Genomic DNA, 24,305 nt, shown 5'->3' with positions numbered 1-24,305 from the left:
GGCTTGACAAGTCCCCCGGAATGTCGGAGAACGGACACAGTCAAATAACTGTACGGCATCACGCTGATACTCTGAGTGTCGCTGCGGTAATCGGACCCGGCGCCCGCGCGAGAGGATGGCCCGTCATGGTCAAGAAGGTCCTCACCTGGGCCGGTATCGCATTTCTGATCTTTTTCGTGGCCTACCGGCCGAACTCCGCGGCGGACGTCTTCAAGTCGCTGGGCGGCGGTCTCGTGGACATCGCCCAGGGGTTCGGCGAGTTCGTCACCAACATCGTCGCCTAGCCGACGATGGGCAGCCCCTCCGATCCCCCCTTCGACCCCGACGACCCCGACCGGGAGCGCCGGGAGCGCGACACGGAATCGATCCCCCGGATCGAACCAGAGGACGGATCCGGCTATGGATCCGGTCCACCCCCGTTCCCGGGTCCCGGCCCGTTCGACGAGGCGAGGTTGGGCGAGGGGCCCGGGTTCGCCGACGACAGCCGGTCGGGGCGGACCTGGATCCCAGACCCCGAGGGCGACTACCAGCCGCCGCAGATCTCCGAGGACGAGATCGCCGGCCTGCGGGCTGACTCGGCGGGCATGGCGCCGCGCCGGGTCCTGCCGCTGGAGGATGAGCCCAGTTCCCTCGTCGCCCGCTACCTCTTCCCCACCGAGCGGTACCGGGGCGAGTGGAAGCGGCACTGGGTTCACCTCGTCACCCCGCTGCTCATCGGCGTCGTCGCCACCTTCGTGCTGGGGTACCTCTCCGGCTTCCTCGCCGGCCGGGATGTCGGTGGGCTGACCACCGTCGCGGTGCTGGCCTGGTTTGCCGTGATGGGTTGGGTGGCGTGGCGGGTCGCTGACTGGTGGTACGACCGGTTCATCCTGACCAACAAACGGGTGATGGTGGTCAACGGCATCATTACCCGCCAGGTGGCGATGATGCCGTTGGTGCGGGTCACCGACATGAAATACGAGCAGACACCAGCCGGGCGAGCGCTCAACTATGGCACGTTCGTCCTCGAGTCCGCCGGTCAGGAACAGGCGCTGCGCGAGGTCAAGAATCTGCCTAACCCGAACGAGCTCTACCTGCGTGTCGTCGAGGAGATGTACGAGCCGCAGGCGGTCGAGGCGCGGCTGGGCAAGGAAGCCGACGAGGCGAAGGCCGACGACGGCGCCTGAGACAACGCCGGAGCCGGCGTGACCAGCGTCCCTTCTGGGGGAGGCGATGTGCCGTCCGCGCCGGCGCCGTTAGGTTGATCCGGTGGATATCAAGCTCTTCGGCGAGGTCTTCGTAACCCTGCTCGTGATCGTTGACCCGCCGGGCATGATGCCCATCTTTCTGGCGCTGACCGGACCGTTGTCCGCCCGGGACCGGCATCGGGCGGCCTGGCAGGCGGTGGCGCTGGCGCTCGGGGTGATCGCGATCTTCGCGGTGGCGGGCTCGACCCTGCTCGACTACCTGCACGTGGACCTGCCCGCACTGCAGGCCGCCGGTGGCCTGCTGCTCGTACTGGTCGCCCTGGAACTGTTGACCGGTAAAGCGGACGACCCCAGCCAGCAGGTCACCTCGAACATCGCGCTGGTGCCGCTGGGTACCCCGCTGCTCGCCGGTCCCGGCGCGATCGTGGCCACGATGCTCTTCATGCAGCAGGCCGACGGCGCGGCCGACATAACCGCGATCGCCGGCGCGATCGTCGCCGTGTTACTCGCCGTCTGGGTGGTCCTTCGCTTCTCCGGCGGGATCGTCAAGATCCTGCGTCCGGGTGGGATCGAGGTGCTGACCCGGATCGCCGGGTTGCTGCTGGCGGCGATCGCGGTCCAGTTGATCGCCGACGCGGTGGCCGCCTTCGTCACCCAGTACACGACCGGGGGCTGACTCTGTCGGGGGCGGATGGCAGGATCGCGGTGTGCGACGAGCTGGCCGACCTTCCACCACCCCGCCGCGACCCCGCGCCGCCGAGCCCGAACAGCTCGGCTTCGAGGGCATGCCGGAGCGGCTCTTCGTCTGCACCCCCAGCAAACTCGGCGCCTACGCGGACTGCCCACGGCGCTACCGCTACACCTACCTGGACCGGCCCGCCCCGCAGAAGGGGCCACCCTGGGCGCACAACTCACTCGGAGCCAGCCTGCACACCGCGTTGAAGAACTGGTATGCGCTCCCCGTTGACCGGCGGCGGTCGGCGGCGCTGGCGACGCTACTCAACGGCACCTGGGTGCGCGACGGCTACCGGGATCACGAGCAGGAGCGAGCCGCGTTCCGAACGGCGCTGGGCTGGCTTGAGGCGTACGTGGCGACGCTCGACCCGGAGACCGAACCGCTGGGGGTGGAGCGGGTGGTCGCGGTGAAGACCGGGGTGCTGGCGTTCAACGGCCGCGCCGACCGGATCGACTCCCGGGTCGGGCCGGCGGGGGCGGAGCTCGCCATCGTGGACTACAAGACCGGCCGGGCTGGGCTGGACACCGACGACGCCCGCGGCTCGCAGGCGCTGGCGCTCTACGCGTACGCGGCGGAGCGGGTCTTCCGCAAACCGTGTCGCCGGGTGGAGCTACACCACCTGCCGACCGGGACCGTCGCCGCGCACGAGCACAGCCCGGAGTCGCTTGCGCGGCAGGTGTCCCGGGCTGAGGAGACCGCCCGGGACATCATTGCCGGTGAGCGCTCGGTCGCCGCCGGCGGTGACCCGGACCAGGCCTTCCCCACCGCCCCGGGTCCGCGCTGCGGCTGGTGTGACTTCCGGCGGCACTGTCCGGCCGGTGCCCAGGCGCCGGGGAAGGACCCGTGGGCCGCCGTGGAGCGGGTGACCGACAGCGCGTGACGGTCCCGCCCCGACCGCCCACGGGACCGGCGGCGCGTTGCGTCCCCGGCGCAACGGCGTGAGCCGGGTCGGTCAATCGTCGGTGCGGCGGCGGGCCTGGCAGCGGGGGCAGAGACCCCAGAAGGTCACGTCGGCCTCGTCCACCTCGAAACCGTGTGCGGTGTTCGGGTCGAGGCAGGGGGCGTCGCCGACGGCGCAGTCCACGTCGGCGATGTCGCCGCAGCCCCGACAGACAACGTGGTGGTGATTGTCGCCAACGCGGGCCTCGTAGCGGGCGGGGCTGCCGGCCGGCTCGATCCGGCGGGACAGCCCGGCCCGGGACAGCGCGCCGAGCACGTCGTAGACAGCCTGGGTGGAGACCGAGGTGAGGCGCTCCCGGACCCGCCGGGCGATCTCGTCCACCTCCAGGTGCCCCCCGCCGGCGAGCACGTCGAGGACAGCGAGGCGGGGACGGGTTACCCGCAGACCCTTCGACCGGAGCAGCTCCGCACTACTGGGCATGCGCCAATGACAGCACGCGACGACCGAGAGCGACAACCGAGCGGCGAACCGACGGGGTGAACCGAGCGGATCACGACTGCGTGTAGCTCGGGCGCGGGACGTAGGTGGGTGGGTCAGGTGACCGTAGGCTGGCCGTCCCGTGCCGGCACTCACCCGGAGGTGTCCATGTTCAAGGAGTTCCTGGGGCTGCCCGCCCACGTTCTTGTGGTACACGCTGTGGTCGTCTTCGTGCCGCTGCTCGCGCTGGTGGCGATCGCCTATGTCGCGTTGCCGCGGTTCCGGCCCCGGATCGACTGGGCGCTCGTCCTGCTGGCGGTGACGGCGCCGGCCACCGCATGGGTCGCGGTGCAGTCCGGCGAGGAGCTGAGCGACCTCTTCACCGCCCGCGGGATACAGGGGCCGATCGTCGACCAGATCGCTGAGCACTCTCGGTACGGCGCCCTGACCTTCCGGTACGTACTGGTGTTGGCGGTCGCCGCCATCGTGCTGCTCGTGGTGACCAGCGGTCGCCCCCGTGCGCCGAAATCGCCGCCCTGGGTGACCCGCGTGCTGTCCGTGGTGGTGGTCGCGTTCGCCGTCGTCAGTCTGATCTACGTCTCGCTCACCGGGCACACCGGCGCCGAGGCGGTCTGGGGTAACACCCTCTGACCTCAGCGCACCAGCCGGAGGCAGAACGCACAGCTGAGCGCCAACAGGATCACGGCGACGACCGCCCCAACGGTCCAGGTCAGGTGCTGCGCTCGCTGCTCGGCCCGGTCCAGCGCCGCCAGGTCCTGTCCGGGGAGTTGCCGTGGTGGTGGCGGCTGGACGTGTAACGGCGGATGCCAGCCGGCCGGCGGCGGGATGGTCGGCGGCGGGCCGGTGTATCCGCCGGGCGGAGTTGTCGGCGGCGGGTCGGGCTCGCCGGGCGGAGCACCGACGCCGGGGGGTCGCCAGTAGTCGTCCGCGGAGCTGCCGGGAGTCATCACGCCCGCTGACGCTATCAAGGGCCGGCCCACCCTGCAGACACCCTCAGGCGCACCCCGGCAACGCGGTCCGGTGGTCGAGGTGCATCGTGACCTCGCTGTCTCCTCGGCCGGCCGGGCTAGGGTTAGCTTTGTGAACCACCAGGAGCCGGGAAGATCCGGGGTGCGTGCCGAGGACCGGCCGAGCAAGCGGCGCGATGACGGCTACTCGATGCTGCCGGAGCGGGCCGTTGACGACACCGACCAGGGGTGGGGGGAAGCCACCGGCGGTAACGACGTGTGGTTGCTCGAGCAACGCCCGCCGCACTGGGACTGAGTACGCGGGTCTGATCGGGTGTCGTAGCCACCGTCTCCGCCGGGGCGCGGCCACTTCCGAGACTCCAGACGACCACCTGGTGGGGTCGCATTCCGCACCGTGGGTCTGGCCGGCCCTGTCATTGCCGCACCCTGCCTACACCGTCGCGGTGGCGGAGTCAGGGTGGGGGTCGTTCTTGTCAAGCTGGCGATAGTTAAATATGTGAATCAATTGTATTAAGCGTTGCTAAAGGGTTAGGTGTGACGCTGGTGGTGGATTGATGGCGTATGCGAATGTTCTCCCACTGTCGGTTTTGGAGGGAGAACAGGTTGTCTGCCAGAAGATTGATCACCGCCATCTTGGTCCCACTTGCGCTGATACTCGGTTCGGGTACGGCGGCGGCGGCGACCACGACCGCGAACACGACAGCGGAGCGGACCTATAACACCTGGGTCTGGAACGTTGCCGGCTGGACGATGAATCGCGCGTCAACAACGAACGGTCTGATCACGGCGATCACCGACTCGATCAAAAACCGGTCCGCGGACTTCGCCGCCCTCAACGAGGTGTGCTGGGGGCAGTACGTGGCTGTAATTCAGAGGCTGCGCGACCTGGGCTGGCCGGAAGACGACAGCAACTTCGCCCGGTTTGAGACGTCCCACTCCACCGCCTGTAACGGTGAGGCCTTCGGGAACGCGATCTTCAGCAAGGCCCCACTCGGCACCGCCTTGCGTTACACGCTGCCCTCGGACGGGTCATCCGAGGACAGGACGCTCTTGTGTGCGCCATTGTCGACTACGCAGAAAATGGCGTTCTGTACTACGCACATTACGCCATCGAATGCGATTATCGACGGTAAGAGTATCAATGAGCAGCAGCTGGACGAGGTGCACGGCCTCATGGAGACCTTCAACGGGCTTGGGATGACCGTCATTCTCGCTGGCGATCTCAACAATCAGCCCGACTACGCGCGGTTGAACAAGTGGTACTCGTCCAGTCTGAACACTCCGTACAACTCCGCCAACTATGGCAGTTATCGGGAGCTGGATGACACGGATACCCGTTGTGCCGGGTACGGCGAGACCACCGTCTTCGACGGCGACAACGGTGGCCCGTGTGGAGACGGCCGCAAAATTGACTTCATCTTCGTGCGAGAGAACCGTCTTGCCGGGTCGTACACCGGTGACTCGCTTTCCATCTCCACCGCGTGCGACGGCGAATGCTCCGACCACCGGGTCGTGATCGGCAGGGCCACGGTCGACGTGAGCCTCTGACCCGGTCGGTCCGCCCCCTGCCACCGAGCTGAACCCAAGCGATCACGGGCAGCCCCTGCGTGTTGACGGTCCCGCTGAGGGACCGTTTCCCGACCGGGTCTGCCCGTGATCGACGTGCCGGAGGCCGGGGCAGGGCGAGGCGGGGCGACCCCGCCCCTCGCTCAGCTGGTGCCGCTGGCGGCGGGGGTCTTCTTGCCGCCGGAGTTGGCCGAGGAGCCCGTGCTCTTCGCGGAGGTTGCGCCGCCCGCTGCGGAGCCGTTCGACGTCGATCCGTTCGACGTCGATCCGCTCGAGGTCGAGTCCTTCGAGGTCGAGTCGCTCGACGAGCCGGAGTCGTTGCTCGCGGCGGCGGGCTTGCTGCCCGCGCCACCCGAGCCCGAGTCGGAGCGGGAGTCGGTGCGGTAGAACCCCGACCCCTTGAACACGATGCCGACCGAGTTGAACAGTTTCCGCAACCGCCCCGCGCAGGTGGGGCACTCGGTCAGCGGCTCGTCGGTGAAGGACTGCACCGCTTCGAGCTGGTGGCCGCACGCGGTGCAGGCGTACTGGTACGTGGGCACGTTCTCCTCCGGAACTGGCACTGTCGGTTGGCACTCAACGTATTCGAGTGCCAATGGTGCGTCATCGCTCCGGATTCGTCCAGCGGACGTGTGGTGCGCGACACCACCGCGGGTTCACCGCGGCACGGCACCATCCAGCGTACGCAGGCCGTCCGCCGGGGTGACCACAGCGTGGACCGGCCGGTCATGCGGCTCCATCGGTAGGGTGTGCACCAGCTCACCATCGTGCAGCGGCACCACGGTCAGGGTGGTCGCCGGGACCCGGGCGAGCGCGCGGTCGTACGAGCCGCCGCCCCGCCCCAGGCGCACCCCCCGCCGGTCCACCGCCAGTGCCGGCAGCACCACCAGGTCGGCCGTCGCGACCGCCGTCCGGCCCAGCGGCGGCGCGGTCGGCTCCCGCATCCCCCGCCCGGCGGCGGCCAGATCGTCGGGTCCGGTCCACGGCGCCCAGTCCAGGTCGAGGTCAGCCCGGAGTACCGGCAGCAGCAGTTCGGCGCCCTCCGGCAGCGCGGCGTGCAGTACCGCCGGCAGATCTGGGCCCCCGGGTTCGGTGGCGACCGGCACGTACGCGGTCACCCGGCGCGGGCGCAGTCGGCGCACCAGGGCGACCAGGCTGGCCTGGACCTGCCGGGCGGCGGCGGCCCGCTCGGCGTCGCCGAGCCGCCGACGGTGGGCGAGCAGTCTGGTTCGCGCCGCAAACTTCGCATCGTGGGTCAGTTCCGCCCGATCAGAAAAATCCGGCACGCAACACTCCTGACGCAGGACTCATCCGGGAGTGACTCTGTGTCAGCATCGCAGGCATCGGCCGGCGAAGTCCCGGGGGGACCGAGTGACACTACGGGCACGCTTAACCGCAGCCTTCCTCACGGTGGTGCTCGGCCCGGTGCTGGTCGGGGCGTACTTCGTGGGGTCGGCGGTGAACAACATCGATCGAAGTCGGTCCGCCGACCGGCTCGCGGTTGCCACAACCGCCGTCCGCACCGCGGTCAACGTGCTCTGCCAACAGCTACGGGCCGCCGCGGAGGTGGTGGCCCTCGCCGCCGATCGGGCGGCCGCCGTGGGGCAGGTGGTCGATCGGGGTCTCGCCGCCGCCGTACGGGTAACCGATGGTGCGGGGCAGGTGCTTCATGCCACCGCGCCGCTGCCCGCCGCGCCCTGGCGGGACTGCGCGGCCCGCACCCCGGCCGAAGCTCCGCCCGGTGCGTTGGTCGTCCGGGTGGAACTGCCGGGTGGCGCCACCGGGGCCGCGCCGGGCGCGGTCACCGCGATGCAGCCGGTCAACCCGGCGCTCGTGGCGCGGCTGGCGGTGCTCATCGGGGCAGCGGTCACCCTGCCCGACGGCCCGGACCCGACCAGCCGGCTCCAGCACACCACCGAGCCGGCGGGAGTACGCGAGGCGGTGCTCGGCGCCACCGGTGGGTTGGACGGTGAGCAGGTGGTGGGCACCAGCGACGGTCGGTACGTGCGGCGGGTCGGTCCGTCGGACGGGCAGCCACTGTCGCTGGTGCTCTCCGTTCCGCGCGCCCAGCCCGTCAGTCTGTACGTCGCCCTGGCCGCCGCCGTGCTGTTGACCGTGCTGTTGGTGGTCGTGGTCGCCGGTCGGCTGGCCCGGGCCACCAGCCGACCCCTGGTCGAACTGGCGGGGGCGGTGGACCGGGTGGCCCGGGGCGATCTGACCGCGCGGGTGCCGGTGCGCGGCCGGGACGAGATCGGGCGGCTGGCCGGAGCGTTCAACCGGATGACCCGGGAGACCGGCACCTACGTCGCCGCGCTGACCAGCAGCCGGGACCAGCTGCGGGGACACCTGGAGGTGCTGGGGGACACCCTGGCCAGTACCCATGACCTGCAGCGGATCCTGCGGGTCATTCTGCACAGCGCAATCGCGGCGACGGGCGCCCGCGCGGGGGCGGTACTCCTCGTCGATTCGGCGGGGCTGCTGGTCGCGCAGGCCACCGAGGGGCTCGAGGCGCCGGCCGGTGGGCCGGGGCCGATCCGAGTGCCGCTGGGCGACCTGGTGGGCGCGGTTACGGTCAGCGGAGAGGCGCGTTGCGGTCGGGTGGAGCCAGCTGTGGCGCCGCCGGGGGAGCCCCCTTGCCGGACGTACATCGCGGTGCCCTTCGCGGCTCCGCGGGCTGACGGTGCTCCGCGGGCTGACGCTGCTCCACGCGACGGCGGCCCGTCCCCCCGCGCGGGTGGGCCGCCGGACGGTGCGGCGCCGGCGACGTTCGGCGTGCTCGCCCTCTACGACCGGCTCGGCGGGGAGGAGTTCGACGACGACGACCTGGTCACGCTGCGCACCTTCGCCGGGCACGCCGCGGTGGCGGTGGACAACGTCCGGGTACACGAGGAGACCCAGCGGCTGTCGCTGACCGATCCGCTCACCGGTCTCTGGAACTACCGCTACCTGCGCCAGTCGCTTCGCCGTGAGGTGGAACGGGCCACCCGGTTCGGCCGAATGCTCAGCGTCCTCGCCCTCGACCTGGACCGCTTCAAACACGTCAACGACACCCACGGACACGCTGCCGGGGACCGGGTGCTGGTCGAGTTCGCCCGGCGGATCCGCGGTGAGATCCGCGAGGTCGACCTCGCCTTCCGACTCGGAGGAGAGGAGTTCGTGGTGCTGTTACCGGAGACCGACGCCACGGGTGCGACCATCGTCGCGGAGCGGCTCGGTGCGGCGGTACGCGACACCCCGATCGCCGTCGGCGGGTTGGCTGCCCCGACCCAGGTGGCGGTGACCGTCTCTATTGGTGTCGCTGTCCACCCCCACCACGGTGGCACCGGACAGGAGGTGCTCAACGCCGCGGATAAAGCCCTGTACGCGGCGAAAGCCAGCGGCCGAGACACCTGCCGGGTCGCCGGAGCGGCGGAGGCGCCCGCGACCGGGCCCGGGCTACCGGCGCCGGCCGGCCCGGCCGAGGGGACACCCCGAGCCGGGGCGCGGCGTGAGCCGTCGGCGCAGCCCGGTGCCGGTGGGAACGGGTCGGAGACCGAGGCGGCGCCAGGGTCTGGGGCGGTCACTCCCCGCGGCGCGACTTCCGGTCCTCACCCGCCACGGCAGAGCCGCGGCCGATAGTCTCGCGGCATGTCGGAGCACTCAGCGAAAATTCCATCGACGGCCATCGGGACCGGGGGTCCCCGCGCGGTCAAGGCGGTCATTCCGGCCGCCGGGCTCGCCACCCGCTTCCTGCCGGCCACCAAAGCGGTGCCCAAGGAGTTGCTCCCCGTGGTTGACCGGCCGGTGTTGCAGTACATCGTCGAGGAGGCCACCCAGGCCGGGATCACCGACGTCCTGTTGATCACCGGGCGCGGCAAGACCTCTATGGTCGATCACTTCGACCGCCGTCCCGACCTGGAAGAGCGGCTCGCAAAGAAGCCCGAGCTGCGGGCCGCGGTCAAACGGACCGAGGACCTGGCCGCGATCTACACCTGCCGGCAACCGGATCAGCTCGGGCTCGGCCACGCCGTCGGCTACGCCGAGTCCCACGTCGGGGACCAGCCCTTCGCGGTGCTGCTCGGCGACGAGTTCGTGAAGCCGACCGAGCCGCTGCTGCCGGCCATGTTGGAGCTGCAGGCCCGTACGGGCGGGGTCGTGCTGGCTTTCTTCGAGGTCGAGCCGGACCAGACCTCCCGTTACGGCATCGCCTCGGTGGCTCCAACCGAGGCGGAGTTCGCCGACATCGGTGACGTGGTCCGGGTGACCGGCATGGTGGAGAAGCCGGAGCCGGAGGAAGCCCCCAGCAATCTCGCCGTGTTGGGCCGCTACGTCCTACCCGGCCGCATCTTCGACGCGATCCGCCGGACCGGTCCGGGCAGCGGCGGCGAGATCCAACTGACCGATGCGATGGAGCTCCTGCGCACCGAGGGGGTGCCGGTGCACGCCATCGTCTACCGGGGCACCCGGTACGACACGGGCATGCCGTTGGGCTATCTCCAGACCGTCGTGCAGATCGCCGCGGAACGCGACGACCTCGGCGCCGAGTTCCGTAAGTGGCTCGCCGAGTTCGTCAGCGCGGGCTCCTCGGGTGGTCCACGTACATGACCGCGACGGCCGACGCCGAGGCGGCCGTGAACGAGTTGACGCCGCTCGCCGACTACCTGGGCAGTGTGCTGCGCAGGCTACATGCACTGCCGCCACTCGACCTCGACCTCACCCAGGCGTACGGAAACGTCCTCGCTGAGGATGTCGTCGCGACACACTCCGTCCCGGCCTTCGACCAGGCGGCCGTGGACGGGTACGCGGCGTGCTGGGAGGACATTGCCGCCGGTGGCCGGGGCATCGTGTCCGCATCGGCCCAGGCCGGCTCGCCCGGCGGGCGGGTCGTGCAGCTCAACGTCGTCGGTGACCTGGGTGCCGCTAGTTGGCGTCCGGTCCGACTCACCCCGGGGACCTGCTTCTCGGTGGCCGCCGGGGCGCCGCTGCCGATCGGTGCGGACCTGGTGGTTCCGGTCGAGTGGACCGACCAGGGCATGGCCTCGGTGGAGATCTACCGGGTACCGAAGCGGGGGTACAGCGTCCGCAAGGCCGGCGAGGAACTCCTGGCCGGCACGTTGCTCGCCCGGGTCGGTACCTACGTCTCGCCGGCGCTGGTCGCGGTGCTCGCCGCCACCGGAATCGGCCATGTGGTGGTCCGGCCCAGCCCACGCGTGGTCGTCGTGGCCACCGGCGACGAACTCGTCGAGGTGGGGCGGGGCAGCCAGCCCGGCCAGGTGGTGGACGTGAACTCGCACGCGTTGACCGCGGCGGCGGCCGAGGCCGGCGCTCTCGCGTACCGGGTGGGCATCTGCGACGACGACCCGGAGGGGTTACGCGGCCTGCTGGAGGACCAGACCCTGCGGGCCGATCTGATCATCACCACCGGTGGTACCGGCACCGGGCCGGGCGACATGGTCCGGCGGATCCTCTCCCGTCGGGAGGGGAGCCGGACCGGACCGGTGGCCTTCACCGAGGTGGCGCTCTACCCCGGTACCGCGCTCGGGTTCGGTACGGTCGGCCCGGAGGAGGTGCCGGTGGTCTGCCTGCCCGGTGATCCGGGGGCGGCGCTGATCGGTTTCGAGGTACTGGCCCGGCCGGTGATCAATATGTTGGCCGGGGCGGAGCCGGTCTTTCGCCCCGGTGTGCGGGGACATCTACTGGAGACGGTCTCGTCGCCGGCGGGGCTGCGTGAGTTCCGACCGGCGCAGGTCGCGGAGCGGCGCGGCGGCGGCTACACGGTCCAGCCGTTGCGGGGCGGGCCACTGGCCCTCTCCGGACTGGCCGAGGCGAACGGGTTGCTGGTGCTCGGTGAGCGGGTGACCACCGCCGCTGCGGGTTCCACGGTGGATGTTTTGCTGCTGGACCGACGTCGGTGAGGGTGCTTGCCCCAGCCAGCGTTCAGGGCGGAGGATCGGCCGGTGAGTCTTCTGGGGCGGCGCACGCCGGGCTGGCCCGCCGTGTTGGCGGACGGTCCGGTGCTGGTGCGGCCCTACCGGCGTTCCGACGCCATCGCCTGGTCTGAGGTGCGCCGCGCCAACGAGGCGTGGCTTGCTCCCTGGGAGGCGTCGCTCCCAGGTGCCTGGGCGGACCTGAACTCACCCGACGCCTTTCGTTGGCTGTATCGGGAGCAGCGCCGCTCGGCCCGGATCGGCGAGAGCATGCCGTTTGTGGTCTGCCTCCGCGAGGCAGGGCGGGAACGCCTGGTTGGGCATCTGAATGTCGGCAGCATCGTGCGGCAGGCGTTCTGCTCGGGCTGTGCCGGCTACTGGGTGGATTCCCGGGTGGCCGGGCGGGGCATCATCCCCACCGCCCTTGCCCTGGCGGTGGACCATGCCTTCGGGCCGGGCGGGCTGCACCGGATCGAGATCAGCATCCGCCCGGAGAACCAGCCATCGCGTCGGGTGATGGAGAAGCTGGGCTTTCGCGAGGAGGCGTACCACGTGCGCTACATGCACATCGACGGCGCCTGGCGTGACCACATCGGGTACGCCCTGACCAGCGAGGACGTGGCGGCCGAGGGGGGCCTGCTGGCCCGTTGGTACCGGCTACGGGCAACGACCGGCTGAATGGGTCCCGGCCGGGACGATCGGCGCGGCGTGCCGGCATCTGGTGCCTCCGCCCGTAACCTCAGGTAACTGCAAGCTACGGCATTTGCAGCCCACCCGTAGGATCTTCGGCTTCAGGCCGAAATGTGAAAGATCGTCCGGCGTTGGCCTGTGCTTGCCCGAAATTCGGTGAACGGGAGGGGTGCGGGTGCCGACCTCGGTGCTCCTCGCCGTCCTCGCCGCCGCCGGCCTGCTCGCCCTGGCGCCGGCCCTGGTCCGCCGGTACGACGCGACCGAGCGGCTGGTGGCGGAGCGGGCGAAGTCGACGGCGCGGGTGCTCCAGCGCCATCGACGACGCCGCACTGTCCCAGGTCGCCGACCGATAAATCCGCCGCGCTCGCTTTCAGTCACGTTGAGCGAGAATGTGGGCTCCGGTGCCGGCGGTGCCGAATCGGCGCCAGGGTCCCGTCGGTCGGACCAGCTGCGCGCGGTTCCGGCGAACCCCAAGCGGCAGCGCCGGCTCGGCGGGCGACCGGGCGCCCACCCACGCCGGCCCCAGCGGCGTCGCCGCCCGGGCCCCCCAGTCATCTACCGGCGGCGACGGGTGCTTGCCGCGCTGTTCCTGCTCAACGCCGTCGAGCTGGTGGGTGTGCTATTTGTCGGCCCCGGATTCTGGATCAGCTTCGCGGTCACCGCCGCCCTGCTCCTGGCCTACGTCGCCCACCTGCGCTCCCGTGCCCTCGCCGACCAGCGCCGCCGACGCGCCCAGGCCCGCGAGGCAGCCTGGCTGGCCGCCCGCCAAGCCGAGGTACGGCGCGAGCAGGCACGCCGGGCCGCGGCCCGGCGTGAGGCGCAGCGTCGCCTGGCGGCCCAACGGGAGTCGGTGCGCCGTACCGCGATGGGCCTGGACCGGCCGGCGGACCTGCCGGCGGCGGCGAACGGCGGGACCGTCTCCTACCGGCGGGCCGGCGGCCTCCGCGGGCGCCCGTACCAGTCCGGCCGCGGTGCCCACCCGGCCTGACCTCGGAGCGTCCGCCCGGCCGGAACCGGGCGTTCCACCCGCTCGGCTCGTGGCGCACCCCTTCGCCGCGTCGGGGGTAATTCGCAGGTTGGCCCAGCGACCTGTTAGCCTTAGCGCCGGCCCGCTCGGTGAATGCCGAGTGGGACCTACGCCGGTACACCGGCGGAGGGGCTGTGGCGCAGACCGGTAGCGCACCTCGTTCGCATCGAGGGGGTCAGGGGTTCAAATCCCCTCAGCTCCACACCAATGTGGCCCTGACCAGCAGAAATTCCGGTCAGGGCCAAATTTTTGGCTATGCGAGTGTGAATCACCCCAGGAACTCCGTACCAAGGTGGGGGGTGTGACCGGTGTTCTGGCCTGCGGGCGGGTCAAGCCGGTCGTCTGGGCCGAGAAGACGCTACCGAGCCGGCCCGACCATGATGCCGTCGCGGCGGGCTGGGGCCGGACTCCCCTGCCACTCGACGGCCCGCATCACTCCCAAACCCGCGTAAATGCGTAGTTATCCGCTGCTTTAGAGGGTACTGGGTGGCTGCTGGAGGAACTGGTGCCGCGCAAGGTAGTGATGTGATGGAACCGGCTCAACGGCCCTGCTGCTCATTACTCTTCGATGTGCCCGGTGGTGAGGGGGCATCTCAGAACGCAATGGCTCTGGAGCCAAAGTCGGGGGCGGTGCGGAAATATCCGGTGAACGCGATCACCCGAGGGCGGCCGCGTTCACCGACTAGCGGATCACTCAGTCACTACAGAGAATCTGCGTGATTGTATGCTGTAAGGAAGCTGTCATCGAACTTCGGTCCGTAGGCCGAGCCGGGATCAAATGATTGGTGGCCGTAGAGACTGACTATCTTGCCGAGACCACTCGGACCGTAGTCCTTCACGATGGGGCTACCCTTGCCCCCAGCATCCCCTTTTCCGAACAGTTCGCAATCGCCTCCTACCTCGACTACCTCGGGATCACTGGAGAGGCTCATGTTGGAAGAGCAGAATCCCGGGGTTAGGCCACTAGCGTATCCAAGTATGTGCACATAACCGGAAGTCTGGTATGTTGCCCACCCGTGGGCACCGTACTGTGACGTCACATCGTCATCATCGTGCAAGATTGCAAACCCGATATTGCTGCTAACCCTACCCTGTTGTGTCCAACCAGACACGCTGGATAGAATCCGGGGGACGTGGTGCTTCCACGGGAAAGTGGTACCTGGGCCGTGAAGATCGGAGATCCAGACCCAATTTTTTGCCCACTCTCCGTGCAAGAGGTTGTAGACGCAGTTCCCGGAGGTCAGGATCAGGTTGTTGTCGCCAACTATCGTGCTGCCAGTGCATATATAGTCTTGTCCGCCGGCTGTGTATACAACCAGGCCCTGCGAATTTGTGACCCTGTCCATAGTGCCGTTATCGGCATTTTGGGTCGGCGGTACCGGGTCCATCGAAATTTCCGGAACATCGGATCGCGGCGACTGTGGGGCCTCTAGATTCATGTCCTCCGGAAGGGGTGCGGGTATGGCGTTGGCTATTCGCTCCGGAGTCCAGTATTCCTTAACCTTTTCGACAAGTGCTTCGCTGGTGATAGCCTGACCATCGCTGGTGCGATTGGGGTAGGAGACGCCGACACTAGTAGGGTCCGAATTAACCGGGGAGGACTGGTCTGCTTGGGCAGCGGGTGAAGCGCTCCCAATGAGGGTCAATGCTAGGAATGCAGGCGCAGACCATCGTAGTAGTGGTCTCAAGGGTTTGTTTTCCTTCCTTCGTGAGTTGCGAGATGACAGTAGTCCTAAAAGGACAAACCTTACAATGGGTGTGTGATCTATGTCACCTTATGCCCGATTATTCGGTCATTGTCTTCGAGGTGACTCGTAATGGGGTTTGGCCAGGGCCAGGTAGCTATGGTTGCCTTCCTGGCGCCTGGGCAGGGCAGCGTCCCCGCAGAACGGGCCGAGGACTCGCCACCGCCCAGGGCGTCCCGACGCGGGGCATTCCGCAGGTGGCCATGGACGTTTCCGGATGGGGAGCGCGCCGCCGCGTACTCACAGCTGGGAGCCTCCCTCCAGGAAGGCTGGTCGCCGCTCGCTGCTGACGAGGTCGTCGCCCCCAGGGCTCCGGACACGGCCTCACCTACGCGGCCACGGTCATCCCGGGTCGGCTTCGCGGAAACATGTATGACGCACCCGTCGTCGGGGTGCGGACCTCGTCCCCGACCGAACAACTCGCCCACCTTCTCGGTCACCGGAGATACCGGCGATGAGGGGGTCCGGCGGCCGGGGCCTAGTGAGGTACAGGTGTACGGCGGCAGCGGTCAGAAGGCGCCGGTTGACCCGTCGGTCAGCTCGCGAAGGATGTCGGCGTGGCCGGTGTGCCGAGCCGTCTCTTGGATCACGTGCATCAGGATCCAGCGGAGCGAGACCTCGCCGAGCTGCGGCTGTGGCACTACATGATCGAGGTCGAATCGGGCTGCCACCGTGCGGGACCGAACGCACTCTGCCTCGTAGGCCGTCGCGAGCCGTTCGACGGTGTCCTCGTCGGTCAGGGTGAAGCTGGCCAGCGCGCTCTCCGCGGTGGCCTGGACGACATCACCCTCGCTGGGGTCGAGTAGTGCCGAGAACCAGTTCCGCTCCACGAGGGTGAGGTGCTTGACCAGGCCGGCGACCGTGGTCGCGGACGGCACCAGGCGGCGAGCGGCATCGGTTTCGGAGAGCCCACGCAGCTTGCGCAGCACCGCGCCGCGCTAGAAGTCGAGGAAGGTTTCGAGCACCGCGCGTTCACTGCCCATGCGTACCTGCACCAGACCAACTGTGGGATCGGCACTCCTCGCAACCATGCCGGGACCCTAACCGACCGCTGGTGCCTTCACATCCCGAGTTTTCGCGAGCCCCTTCGACCGGGAGGTGGAAAGTGGTCAGGGGCGGGTCTCGGTTGCTGGAGTACCCGCCCCTGACCGATTGGCTGAGCGCGTTGGCCCGGGAGGTCCTCGCCGTCGGGCTGCCGGCGGTGGCTCCGCCAGAAACACAGTAGACCGCAGGCCGGTCTGGTCAGGCGATGAAGTCTCGGACCTTGGTGTAGTTACTGGAGTCGTCGTTCATGTCGGTGTGCCCCTTGCAGCCCACGGAGGTGTTCACTGCGCCGTCGAGCTTCGCCGAACTGTCGGGGTTGATCAGCGCGTCGCACGTCGACCACAGGGCGGCGTAGTTGACGTTTCCCGGGGTTTCGTCGCCGGAGTTCAGCGAGTCGAGGAAGCTGCTGCCTCGAATCATTTCCCGGCACGAGGTGTAAAAGAAGCAGAACAAGGAGACGTCGGTGCCGTGGTTCACCCCGGCCACGGAGACGAAGTCGTCCACGGTGGCGGTCCCGCCGCCGTTTTTGAGGTACCAGCGGGAGCTCAGCGTTCCCATCGAGTGAGCGACGATATCAACCTTCGTGGCGCCGCTCGCGTCGAGCACCTCCTGCACCTTGTCGATGAGCTGCGAACCGGTGGTCGCGTTGGACTGTTTCCAGTCGTAGGACCAGTTGTAGAGCTCGGAGTTCTGGTAGCCGTCCGCCTTGAACTTGTTGATCCAGGTGTTCCAGGTGCTGGCGGAACTGCTCAGACCATGGACGAAGAGGACGGGATTGCGGTCTGCGGCCTGCGCGGCCGACGGGGCGACCAGTGCCACCGTCGCCACCAGGGCGGCGACGATGGCGGTGCGGACGAAGCGTCTCATGGGGGTCTCTTTCGATCCGGGCGGCCCAGAGTTTCGGACCTGACGGTGGTGGGTGGGAGACAATCCAGTGACGAACGTCAATGTGACACGAGGGTGTCGGGGGGTGCTAGTGGTGTTATGTTTCGATCCGGTAACATTGATCACTGTCTGGCGGTGTTGCTGGTCAGGACAGGGGTGAATGCTCCTCGCGTAGCTTCGCCGACCCGGCGCCGACCGACCAGCCGGCAACCCACTCGCTGGATGTGGTCGGCTTGGTCCGGTCCGCCAGGTGGTACCAGTCCATCCGGCACGAGGCTTGGGTAACCTCCAACACGCCGTAGCCGTGTCCGTCCAGTTCGGTCCAACGTACGTGTGGATTCGTCGCGCGGATCAGGCTCGCGCCGAGCTTGCTGATGGCGTTGTCGGCCGGTAGCCGCAGGAAGTCGTCCACGTTGTCGGTGGTCACCGATGGCACCACGAATTCGGCGGCGGCCGGCGACCAGGGGCCGGTGGCTTTCGTCGTCAGTTCGTTGGCCCACGAGGTGTGGATATCCCCGGTGAGGAAGACGACGTCACGGGTGTCGGTGGCGCGGAGGTGGTCGACCAACTCGTTGCGGTCGGCGTTGTAGCCGTCCCACTGGTCGGCGTTGAGCACCACGCCGTTCTGTGGCACGCCCAGTAGCTCGCCCAGCGGGCCGAGAAGCCAGGCGGGTAACGTGCCGACATCGAGCCGAGAGATCATCACCGAGCTACCGACCAGCTTCCATCGCGCGTCGGAGGCGGCCAGACCGCTCTTCAGCCAGGTCATCTGGTCTTCACCGGTGATTGTCCGGTCGGTGTCGTCGACCTCGCCCCAGTCCTGCTCTGACCGGTACGTCCGCAGGTCCAGCATGGAGAGGTCGGCCAGCCGCCCGAAGCGGAGCCGGCGGTAGATGGCGCCATCCACCCCCGCGCGTACCGGCATCCATTCCAGGTACGCCTGCCGCGCCGCGGCCAGCCGGGCCGCGTAGTCACCCTCATCGCCCGGGGTGTGGTTCTCCGCGCCGCCGGACCACGAGTTGTTGGCGACCTCGTGGTCGTCCCAGGTGATCGCCCATGGCAGCGCGGCGTGCAGGGCCTGTAGGTCCGGGTCGGTCTTGTAGGTGGCGTGCCGGATGCGGTAGTCGGCCAGGGTGAGTATCTCGTGCGGTGGGCTGACCGGACGGATGACCTGACCCGCGGTGCCGAGCTCTCCGGTGCCGTACTCGTAGAGGTAGTCGCCGAGGTGCACGACGAGGTTCAGGTCGCCCCGCTCGGCCAGGTACCGGTAGGCCGCGAAGTAGCCGCCCTCCCAGTTCGAGCAGGAGACCACGCCCAGTCGCAGGCGATCGATCTCGGCGTCCAGGTCCGGCGCCGTCATCGTTCGCCCGGTCGGGGACCAGCCGCCGTCGTAGCCGAAGCGGTACCAGTACGTGGTGGCTGGCTCGAGCCCGGTTGCCTCGACGCGAACGGTGTGGTCCCGCGCGGGCCCGGTGGGAATCGTCCCCTGTGCCAGCGGCGTGGTGAAGTCCGGGTCGGCGGAGATCTGCCAGGACACCTGCGCCTCGGGGCCGAGCCCGGATCCGGGTTGGGCCTCCTCGGTCGGGGTCAGGCGGGTCCAGAGTAGGACTCCGTTGGGGAGGGGGTCGCCGGAGGCGACGCCGTGCCGGAAGGCGCCGCTGGCGGCCTGCACGGGATTGCCGCGGGCGACGGTGGCACTGGCGAGGGCGGCGGTGCCAGCGGACGCGCCGGCCACCCGGAGCAACGTCCGGCGATCAATTCCATTCATCATGAACTATGTTTACCGGATCCGGTGTCGGGTTCGCTACCGCCGGCTGTTGGCGTCGTTGGCACCCGCTGCCCGACGTGGCTCGCGACCGGGCGGGGCCCCGGGCGTCGAGAGGTTGCGGCGGTGGGCCGGGGTGGGCCTCGAACGGGTGAGGAGGCCCGCCCTCTGGGTGAAAGGTCCCGCTTGGTTCCTAATGTGATAGCGCGCCCTCGCGGGTGGGGCAGGGCGGGGTGAAGCGGGATGTACGCAGGTGCGGCGGGGATGGCGCTGGTCGCCGTGGTGGTCGTGGCGGGCTGCTACCTGGCGCACCGTGCGCTGGCGATTGCCCGTCGGCCGCTGCTGGTCGCGCCGTTTGAGTCCGGCTGGCCCCCGGAGGAGCACGCCCTGTCCCGGTACCACGTCCGTTGGTACCTGGTGACGGTGCTGTTCCTGGCGTTCGACGTGGAGATGCTCTTCATGTACCCGTGGGCGGTCGTCGTCGCCGACCTGGGGGCCACCGCCGTGGTGGAGATGTTCGTCTTCCTGGCAGGTGTGCTCGTCGCGGTCGTGTGGGCCTGGCGGGAAGGCGCGCTGCGATGGGTGTGAGCGGGACGCTGGCGCGGCTCGCCCTCCGGCACGCCCACCTGCTGGTCATCGAGGTGCCCGGGAACTGGCTGACCCGGGTCGCCGTCGAGCGGCTCGCGGGCGTCCGGGGGTGGCGGCTGGCGGTGTCACCGGCGGACGCCGACATCCTGGCGGTGTGTGGATCGCCCGGACCGGAGCTGGCGCTGGTGGTGGCGCGCCTGTGGGAGCAGCTGCCCGGGCCACGGGCCCGGATCGACGTCACCGGGCCGGAGCTGGTGGCCGCCGCCCTGGACCAGGCGGAGGCCGCCCTGCGGGACACGCCCCGCCAGCGACGGGACAGTATCGCCCGCGACGGGCGTGGGCCCGACGACGCCCCCGACGGCGACAACGCCCTGGCGCACGGCAGCGAGGATCGCGACGGGCTGGAGATGGACGTGCTGCACGTACGACTCGGCCCGGTGCTGCCGGACTGGCCAGCCGGCCTGGTCCTCCGCGCTCAGCTGCACGGCGACCTCATCGCCGAGGCGCAGGCGGGTGTCGTTGACGCCGGGCCCGGGCCGGCCGGCGGTGCGCACGTCGTCGGTGGTGGCCCGTCCGGCGAGGTCAGGCCGGCAGACGCCGGCGAGCTCGCCGCCCAACGCTGCGACAACGTGGCTCGGCTGCTGGCGCTGGCGGGCTGGCCGGACGCGGCCCAGCGGGCCCGCGTTGTCCGCGATCGGCTCCTGGCCGGCGAACGGTCGGCGGCGACCACGGAGTTGGCGCGGCTACGGCGCCGGGTACGCCGTTCGTGGCCGCTGCACTGGTCGCTGCGGCGGGTGGGGCCACTGCCGCCCGACGAACTGGCCCGATTGGGGCTCGCCCCGGATCTCACCGGTGACGTGTGGGACCGACTCAACGGCATGCTCGACCGGGCACTCCTCGCAGCCGGTGGTCCCTCCGGTGTGGTGGACGGTGCTCCTGCCGGTGTCGCCGGTGGTCCCGCCGGTGTGGTGGCCGGTGCTCCTGCCCCGGTGGTGGTCGGCACGCCCGTCGGCGTCGCGGTCGGCCTGCCGGTCACACCGCCCGCGGCGGTCGCCAGCGTGGTGTCCGGGTGGGACCTGGCCACCGCCCGGCTCATCGTGGCCAGCCTCGACATCGCGGTGTTGGGTGTGGTCACCGATGGCTGAAACACCGGTAGCCGTTTCCGGTGGCTGGGCGCCGGTCGCGGCGGGGCTGCTGGGGACGCTCGCGGTAGCCGCGGCGCTCTTCGACGGCGCCCTGGCCGGGCGGGCCGCCGGTGCCGGGTCCCGGATGGGGCGGCCGGTGGGGGAGGTGGCGCGGTTGCTGCGGCAGCGCCGGCGCACCACCGTCGCCGCGGACCGCCTGCTGTGGCGGATCGGCGGGGCCGGGTTGCTCGGGATGGCGCTGATGATCGTCACGGTGGTGCCGCTCGGGCGGTGGACCCTGTTCGACCTGGCCGTCGGGGTGGTGTGGGTAAACGCGCTCGATGTCCTGGCGTGGGCGTTCGTCTGGCTGACCGGGTGGGGCGCCAACTCCGCGTACGCGATGGTCGGCGGATACCGGTTTCTCGCCCACGGGCTGGCGTACGAGTTGCCGTTGATGTTCGCGTTGGTGGCGCCGGCGGTCGCGGCGTCCAGTCTGCGGGTGGGGGAGGTCGCCGCCGCGCAGCAGGGGTTGTGGTTTGTGGTGTGGATGCCGGTGGCCTTCGTCGTCTACTGCCTCGGCGTGGTGGCGATCGCGGTCTGGGGGCCCTTCTCGCCGGCGCTCGGTCGCGACGTGGCGGGTGGGGTGACGGCGGAGCTCTCCGGCGTGGATCGACTGTTGTTTCTGGCCGGTCGGTACGCGCTGCTCGCGGCGGGTGCCGCCTTCGCCGTACCGATGTTCCTCGGTGGTGGGTCCGGCCCGCTGCTGCCGGCCTGGGCCTGGGTGCTGGTGAAGGCCACGGCGCTGCTGGCGGGGTTGGTGTGGCTGCGCCGTCGGATGCCCGCGCTGCGTCCGGACGTGTTCATGGAGGTGGGCTGGCTGGTGCTGCTGCCGGCGGTGCTGCTGCAGGACCTCCTCGTCGCCGTCATCGTGATCGGGGGCTGAGGCGTGCTCACCCACCTCGTCTTCTGGGGCCTCGCGGTCGTCGCGGTGCTCGCCGGGGTCGCCGTCTTCGTCGTCAACTCGATGGCCCGGGCCAGCTACTCCCTGGCGCTCTCCTTCATCGCGGTCGGTCTTCAGGTGCTCCTGCTGCAGCAGCTCTACGTCGGCGTGTTGGTCATCCTGATGATGGTGATGGAGATGGCGATCATGGCTGTCTACATGAACATGTTCATGGGAATGAATCCGGCGATGATGTCGATGAACATGGTCCACGGTGCTCGCCACGCCCTACCGGTGTCGGTCGGGGTGTTTCTGCTCCTGGCCGCCGGGGCGCTGTTCGCGCCGTGGCCGAGCCGTCGCGGCAGCCCACCGGCGGATGTCACCGCCGCCCTCGGCACGGAGTTGATGGGTCCGAAGATGTTGACGATGGCGGTGGTGGGTGTGGTCATGGCGGCCACCATCGTCAGTGGGGTCGTTCTGGCCGCGCACCGCACCCGCTACGACCGGCTCGGGGACGACCTTCGTCGGCCTCGGGCGGCCGATCCGCAGCCGGGGGGAGTCGGCCGGTGACGGTACGGACTGTGCTGCTGGTGGCCGCAGCCCTGATCTCCGTTGGTTTGTACGGCGCCCTGTCCCAACAGGTCGTGGTGATGGTGATGATGGGCCTGGAGTTGATGCTCAACGGCGTGATCCTGGCCGTGGCCGGGCTGTGGTGGTTCTGCGCCCCCGACCCGTCCGGGCAGGTGCTGCTCCTGGTCGTCCTCGCGGCGATGACGGTGGAGATGGCGATGGGCTTCGCCGTCGCCACGTCCCTGCACCGGATCCGGCGGTCGGACCTGACCGACACGGCCGCGGACCTGTCCGGATGAGCACGCTCGGGACGGCAGCGTTGTGGGCGGTGGTCGGCCTGCCCGCCACCGCCGGTGTCGTGCTGGTCGTCGCCCGGCCCCGGGACCGGGTCGCGGTGCGGGTCGCGTTGGCGGTCGCGGCCACGGCCGTGCTGCTTTCGGCACCGGTCGCCGTCGTCCGGCCGACGGTGGCGGTGCCGTTCCTGGCCGGCGCGGATTTCGTCCTGACGGTGGATGGCCTGGCCGCGCTGGTCCTGCCGACGGTGCTGGTGGTGACGCTGCTGGCGCTGGTGGCCGCCGTCGGCGAGGCGCTCACCCCGGCGGCGCGGTTCCACGGCCTGATGCTGTTGTTCGCCGCCGCGGCCGCGCTTACCGTCACGGCGGGCACCCTGCCGACGTTGCTCTTCGCCTGGGAGCTGATGGGCGCCGCGTCGTACGCGTTGATCGGGTTCTGGTGGTGGGACGAGGCCCGGGTCGCCGCCGGCCGCACGGCATTCGTCACCACCCGTACTGCGGATCTTGGCCTCTACCTGGCGGCCGGGGCGGCGCTGGCCGGTGGTGCGGGCCTGGCCCTGGCCGACCTCGCCGCCAGCAGCCCGGGGTGGCGGCACGTGCTGGCGGCGGGAGTCCTGGTCGCGGCGTTCGGCAAGGCCGCGCAGCTACCGTTCTCCTTCTGGCTGTCCCGGGCGATGGTCGGGCCGAGCCCGGTCAGTGCGCTGCTGCACTCCGCGGCGATGGTGGCACTGGGCGGCTACCTGCTCCTGCGGATGCAGCCGCTGCTGGCCGCCACCGCCTGGGCGCCGTGGGCGGCCATGTGGGTCGGTGCGGGGACCGCGCTGCTGCTCGGCGCGGTCGCGCTTACCCAGCCCGACCTCAAGCAACTCCTCGCCGCCTCCACCTGCGCGCAACTCGGTTTCGTGGTGTTGGCCGCCGGCGCCGGTGCGGTGGCGGGTGGGGCCGCGCATCTGGTGGCGCACGCCGCGGTCAAGGCGCTGTTGTTCCTCGCCGCCGGGGCGTGGCTTGCCGCGCTGGGCACCAAACAGCTCGCCGGTCTGGCCGGAGTGGCCCGGCGCTGGTCGCTGGCGGGCTGGTCGGCCACGGTCGCGCTGCTGGCGTTGGCCGGGATCGCGCCGCTGTCACTCTGGGCGACCAAGGACGCCATCCTCGCTGCCGTCCGCGAGGAGTCGCCGGCGCTGTACGCGGTCGCCCTCGCGGCCGCCGCGCTCTCCGCCGCCTACGCGGGGAAGGTTCTCGTCGTGCTCTGGCGGCGGGTCCCCGCCGACCAGCAGGACGCGGTGGATGCGTACCGGGACCAGGAGGGGACCGGCACCGGGCGGATTCCCTGGGCCGCCTGGTTGCCGCTGCTGGTGCTGGCGGTCGCCGCCGCGGGCGCCGGATTGCTGGCGCTGCCCCCGATCGGCGCCGTCGTCGCGCACGCCGTCGGTCAGCCCGGCGGCTACCACCCGACCCCGGTACCGGAACTGGCCGCGTCGGCGTTGATCGCCCTGGCGGCCCTCCTCGTCGTGGCGCGGTGGCGGGTGCCGGCACCCCGCTGGGCGCGGCGGTGGCTGGGCCTGCGACCGGCGGCTTCGGTACTGGTGACGCGTCCGACCCTGGCGCTCGGTGCGGCGGCGGCCCGGTTCGACGACCGGGTGCTGGACCGGGGCGTCGCGCAGGCGGCGCGGGCCACGGTCGTCCTCGCCCGGCGGGCGGCCCGGGTCGACGAACGCCGGGTCGACCGGACGGTGGAGGTGGTCGCGGCCGGGCTGCGGCGGCTGGGGCACCTCGCGCGCCGGCCGCAGACCGGGCAGCTGCACCAGTACTACCTCCAGGCCGTGGTGGTGCTCGTCGTGGGTGCCGTCGTCCTCGTGGTGCTGGGGTAGCCGG

General features: G+C 70.1%; 25 protein-coding genes, 1 tRNA gene and 1 pseudogene. 20 read left to right on the top strand and 7 right to left on the bottom strand.

The genetic code is table 11. The features are described from left to right. Window positions 1–125: 125 nt before the first annotated feature. The 4 genes from H0524_RS23390 to H0524_RS23375 all read left to right on the top strand — a co-directional run bounded on the left by H0524_RS23390 (window position 126) and on the right by H0524_RS23375 (window position 2,803). Entirely contained in the window at window positions 126–284 is a 159-nt protein-coding gene (locus H0524_RS23390; RefSeq protein ID WP_018218449.1) for a hypothetical protein, read from the top strand. A 6-nt stretch (window positions 285–290) separates the two neighbouring features. Continuing rightward, on the top strand, window positions 291–1,166 hold the full coding sequence (locus H0524_RS23385; protein ID WP_180200582.1) for a PH domain-containing protein: 876 nt from the start codon (window positions 291–293) through the stop codon (window positions 1,164–1,166). Between the two features lie 82 nt (window positions 1,167–1,248). Then, the gene (locus H0524_RS23380) at window positions 1,249–1,863 is read left to right on the top strand and encodes a MarC family protein (RefSeq protein WP_018727515.1); all 615 of its coding nucleotides are present in this window, start codon (window positions 1,249–1,251) and stop codon (window positions 1,861–1,863) included. Window positions 1,864–1,894: 31 nt separating this feature from the next. Next, window positions 1,895–2,803: a PD-(D/E)XK nuclease family protein gene (locus tag H0524_RS23375; RefSeq protein ID WP_180200581.1), complete on the top strand. Its 909-nt coding sequence runs from the start codon at window positions 1,895–1,897 to the stop codon at window positions 2,801–2,803. Between the two features lie 72 nt (window positions 2,804–2,875). Here H0524_RS23375 and H0524_RS23370 read toward each other — a convergent pair whose 3' ends face one another. Continuing rightward, window positions 2,876–3,304, bottom strand: coding sequence for a Fur family transcriptional regulator (locus tag H0524_RS23370; RefSeq protein ID WP_180200580.1), 429 nt, complete (start codon window positions 3,302–3,304; stop codon window positions 2,876–2,878). Window positions 3,305–3,469: 165 nt separating this feature from the next. Here H0524_RS23370 and H0524_RS23365 point away from each other — a divergent pair, with 165 nt between their 5' ends. Continuing rightward, window positions 3,470–3,952, top strand: coding sequence for a DUF2231 domain-containing protein (locus H0524_RS23365; RefSeq protein WP_018727512.1), 483 nt, complete (start codon window positions 3,470–3,472; stop codon window positions 3,950–3,952). Between the two features lie 2 nt (window positions 3,953–3,954). Here the strand turns inward: H0524_RS23365 and H0524_RS23360 are convergent, their stop codons facing one another. Beyond that, window positions 3,955–4,272: a hypothetical protein gene (locus H0524_RS23360; RefSeq protein ID WP_180200579.1), complete on the bottom strand. Its 318-nt coding sequence runs from the start codon at window positions 4,270–4,272 to the stop codon at window positions 3,955–3,957. A gap of 130 nt (window positions 4,273–4,402) precedes the next feature. Here H0524_RS23360 and H0524_RS23355 point away from each other — a divergent pair, with 130 nt between their 5' ends. The 3 genes from H0524_RS23355 (at window position 4,403) to H0524_RS25215 (ending at window position 6,243) form a co-directional block, all read left to right on the top strand. Beyond that, window positions 4,403–4,585 carry a hypothetical protein gene (locus H0524_RS23355; protein ID WP_180200578.1) on the top strand — a complete coding sequence of 61 codons (183 nt, stop codon included), beginning with the start codon at window positions 4,403–4,405 and terminating at the stop codon, window positions 4,583–4,585. Window positions 4,586–4,908: 323 nt separating this feature from the next. Further along, window positions 4,909–5,838 carry an endonuclease/exonuclease/phosphatase family protein gene (locus H0524_RS23350; protein WP_180200614.1) on the top strand — a complete coding sequence of 310 codons (930 nt, stop codon included), beginning with the start codon at window positions 4,909–4,911 and terminating at the stop codon, window positions 5,836–5,838. 114 nt (window positions 5,839–5,952) lie between these two features. Next, the gene (locus H0524_RS25215; protein WP_309225212.1) at window positions 5,953–6,243 is read left to right on the top strand and encodes a hypothetical protein; all 291 of its coding nucleotides are present in this window, start codon (window positions 5,953–5,955) and stop codon (window positions 6,241–6,243) included. Window positions 6,244–6,257: 14 nt separating this feature from the next. On the opposite strand, the pseudogene H0524_RS25210 reads toward H0524_RS25215, so the two are convergent. Further along, window positions 6,258–6,398, bottom strand: a pseudogene (locus H0524_RS25210) (FmdB family zinc ribbon protein); the annotation flags it as partial. Window positions 6,399–6,512: 114 nt separating this feature from the next. Then, the gene (locus H0524_RS23340) at window positions 6,513–7,142 is read right to left on the bottom strand and encodes a 5-formyltetrahydrofolate cyclo-ligase (protein ID WP_180200577.1); all 630 of its coding nucleotides are present in this window, start codon (window positions 7,140–7,142) and stop codon (window positions 6,513–6,515) included. 124 nt (window positions 7,143–7,266) lie between these two features. On the opposite strand from H0524_RS23340, the gene H0524_RS23335 reads away from it, so the two are divergent. The 6 genes from H0524_RS23335 (at window position 7,267) to H0524_RS23310 (ending at window position 13,681) form a co-directional block, all read left to right on the top strand. Then, window positions 7,267–9,474 carry a diguanylate cyclase gene (locus H0524_RS23335; RefSeq protein WP_180200576.1) on the top strand — a complete coding sequence of 736 codons (2,208 nt, stop codon included), beginning with the start codon at window positions 7,267–7,269 and terminating at the stop codon, window positions 9,472–9,474. Between the two features lie 9 nt (window positions 9,475–9,483). After that, window positions 9,484–10,440 carry a UTP--glucose-1-phosphate uridylyltransferase gene (locus H0524_RS23330; RefSeq protein WP_180200575.1) on the top strand — a complete coding sequence of 319 codons (957 nt, stop codon included), beginning with the start codon at window positions 9,484–9,486 and terminating at the stop codon, window positions 10,438–10,440. After that, window positions 10,437–11,750: a gephyrin-like molybdotransferase Glp gene (gene glp / locus H0524_RS23325; RefSeq protein WP_180200574.1), complete on the top strand. Its 1,314-nt coding sequence runs from the start codon at window positions 10,437–10,439 to the stop codon at window positions 11,748–11,750. The genes H0524_RS23330 and glp overlap by 4 nt, the downstream gene beginning before the upstream one ends. Window positions 11,751–11,792: 42 nt before the next feature. Continuing rightward, the gene (locus H0524_RS23320) at window positions 11,793–12,440 is read left to right on the top strand and encodes a GNAT family N-acetyltransferase (RefSeq protein WP_026322817.1); all 648 of its coding nucleotides are present in this window, start codon (window positions 11,793–11,795) and stop codon (window positions 12,438–12,440) included. 181 nt (window positions 12,441–12,621) lie between these two features. Beyond that, window positions 12,622–13,440, top strand: a complete 819-nt coding sequence (locus H0524_RS23315) for a hypothetical protein (RefSeq protein WP_180200573.1) — start codon at window positions 12,622–12,624, stop codon at window positions 13,438–13,440. Between the two features lie 167 nt (window positions 13,441–13,607). Next, a tRNA-Ala gene (locus tag H0524_RS23310) sits at window positions 13,608–13,681 on the top strand. Between the two features lie 2,052 nt (window positions 13,682–15,733). On the opposite strand, the gene H0524_RS23305 is transcribed toward H0524_RS23310, so the two are convergent. From H0524_RS23305 to H0524_RS23295, 3 genes are all read right to left on the bottom strand, one after another. Continuing rightward, window positions 15,734–16,153, bottom strand: a complete 420-nt coding sequence (locus H0524_RS23305) for a DinB family protein (RefSeq protein ID WP_309225210.1) — start codon at window positions 16,151–16,153, stop codon at window positions 15,734–15,736. Between the two features lie 313 nt (window positions 16,154–16,466). Continuing rightward, window positions 16,467–17,135, bottom strand: a complete 669-nt coding sequence (locus tag H0524_RS23300; protein ID WP_180200572.1) for a triacylglycerol lipase — start codon at window positions 17,133–17,135, stop codon at window positions 16,467–16,469. 163 nt (window positions 17,136–17,298) lie between these two features. Further along, window positions 17,299–18,924 carry an alkaline phosphatase gene (locus tag H0524_RS23295; protein ID WP_180200571.1) on the bottom strand — a complete coding sequence of 542 codons (1,626 nt, stop codon included), beginning with the start codon at window positions 18,922–18,924 and terminating at the stop codon, window positions 17,299–17,301. Window positions 18,925–19,182: 258 nt separating this feature from the next. On the opposite strand from H0524_RS23295, the gene H0524_RS23290 reads away from it, so the two are divergent. From H0524_RS23290 to H0524_RS23265, 6 genes are read left to right on the top strand one after another with little or no spacing between them, the layout of a single operon-like run. After that, window positions 19,183–19,506 carry an NADH-quinone oxidoreductase subunit A gene (locus H0524_RS23290; protein WP_180200612.1) on the top strand — a complete coding sequence of 108 codons (324 nt, stop codon included), beginning with the start codon at window positions 19,183–19,185 and terminating at the stop codon, window positions 19,504–19,506. Then, on the top strand, window positions 19,497–20,651 hold the full coding sequence (locus H0524_RS23285; RefSeq protein ID WP_180200570.1) for a hypothetical protein: 1,155 nt from the start codon (window positions 19,497–19,499) through the stop codon (window positions 20,649–20,651). Before H0524_RS23290 ends, H0524_RS23285 begins: the two co-directional genes overlap by 10 nt. Then, a complete protein-coding gene (locus tag H0524_RS23280; protein WP_180200569.1) occupies window positions 20,644–21,573 on the top strand; it encodes a complex I subunit 1 family protein in 930 nt (309 codons plus the stop codon). Before H0524_RS23285 ends, H0524_RS23280 begins: the two co-directional genes overlap by 8 nt. Before the next feature lie 3 nt (window positions 21,574–21,576). Further along, the gene (locus H0524_RS23275) at window positions 21,577–22,140 is read left to right on the top strand and encodes an NADH:ubiquinone oxidoreductase subunit J (RefSeq protein WP_180200568.1); all 564 of its coding nucleotides are present in this window, start codon (window positions 21,577–21,579) and stop codon (window positions 22,138–22,140) included. Further along, window positions 22,137–22,439 (top strand): NADH-quinone oxidoreductase subunit K, encoded by a 303-nt coding sequence (locus H0524_RS23270; RefSeq protein WP_018727486.1) that lies wholly within the window; start codon window positions 22,137–22,139, stop codon window positions 22,437–22,439. The genes H0524_RS23275 and H0524_RS23270 overlap by 4 nt, the downstream gene beginning before the upstream one ends. After that, window positions 22,436–24,301: a proton-conducting transporter membrane subunit gene (locus H0524_RS23265; RefSeq protein ID WP_180200567.1), complete on the top strand. Its 1,866-nt coding sequence runs from the start codon at window positions 22,436–22,438 to the stop codon at window positions 24,299–24,301. Before H0524_RS23270 ends, H0524_RS23265 begins: the two co-directional genes overlap by 4 nt. Window positions 24,302–24,305 lie beyond the last annotated feature (4 nt).

The organism is Salinispora sp. H7-4 (assembly GCF_013416675.1).
In the GTDB taxonomy this organism is placed as follows: domain Bacteria; phylum Actinomycetota; class Actinomycetes; order Mycobacteriales; family Micromonosporaceae; genus Micromonospora; species Micromonospora vitiensis.
The sequence above is the reverse complement of the archived record's forward strand: the minus strand, read 5'-3'. Positions and strand labels throughout refer to the sequence as shown.

What these genes read in the sequence shown, in the direction of transcription:
- H0524_RS23365 (WP_018727512.1), top strand. Translation starts at nt 3,470, where the DNA reads ATGTTCAAGGAGTTCCTGGGGCTGCCCGCCCACGTTCTTGTGGTACAC.
- H0524_RS23295 (WP_180200571.1), bottom strand. Translation starts at nt 18,924, where the DNA reads ATGATGAATGGAATTGATCGCCGGACGTTGCTCCGGGTGGCCGGCGCG.
- H0524_RS23265 (WP_180200567.1), top strand. Translation starts at nt 22,436, where the DNA reads ATGAGCACGCTCGGGACGGCAGCGTTGTGGGCGGTGGTCGGCCTGCCC.
- H0524_RS23390 (WP_018218449.1), top strand. Translation starts at nt 126, where the DNA reads ATGGTCAAGAAGGTCCTCACCTGGGCCGGTATCGCATTTCTGATCTTT.
- H0524_RS23300 (WP_180200572.1), bottom strand. Translation starts at nt 17,135, where the DNA reads ATGAGACGCTTCGTCCGCACCGCCATCGTCGCCGCCCTGGTGGCGACG.
- H0524_RS23290 (WP_180200612.1), top strand. Translation starts at nt 19,183, where the DNA reads ATGGCGCTGGTCGCCGTGGTGGTCGTGGCGGGCTGCTACCTGGCGCAC.
- H0524_RS23280 (WP_180200569.1), top strand. Translation starts at nt 20,644, where the DNA reads ATGGCTGAAACACCGGTAGCCGTTTCCGGTGGCTGGGCGCCGGTCGCG.
- H0524_RS23330 (WP_180200575.1), top strand. Translation starts at nt 9,484, where the DNA reads ATGTCGGAGCACTCAGCGAAAATTCCATCGACGGCCATCGGGACCGGG.
- H0524_RS23285 (WP_180200570.1), top strand. Translation starts at nt 19,497, where the DNA reads ATGGGTGTGAGCGGGACGCTGGCGCGGCTCGCCCTCCGGCACGCCCAC.
- H0524_RS23370 (WP_180200580.1), bottom strand. Translation starts at nt 3,304, where the DNA reads ATGCCCAGTAGTGCGGAGCTGCTCCGGTCGAAGGGTCTGCGGGTAACC.
- H0524_RS23385 (WP_180200582.1), top strand. Translation starts at nt 291, where the DNA reads ATGGGCAGCCCCTCCGATCCCCCCTTCGACCCCGACGACCCCGACCGG.
- glp (WP_180200574.1), top strand. Translation starts at nt 10,437, where the DNA reads ATGACCGCGACGGCCGACGCCGAGGCGGCCGTGAACGAGTTGACGCCG.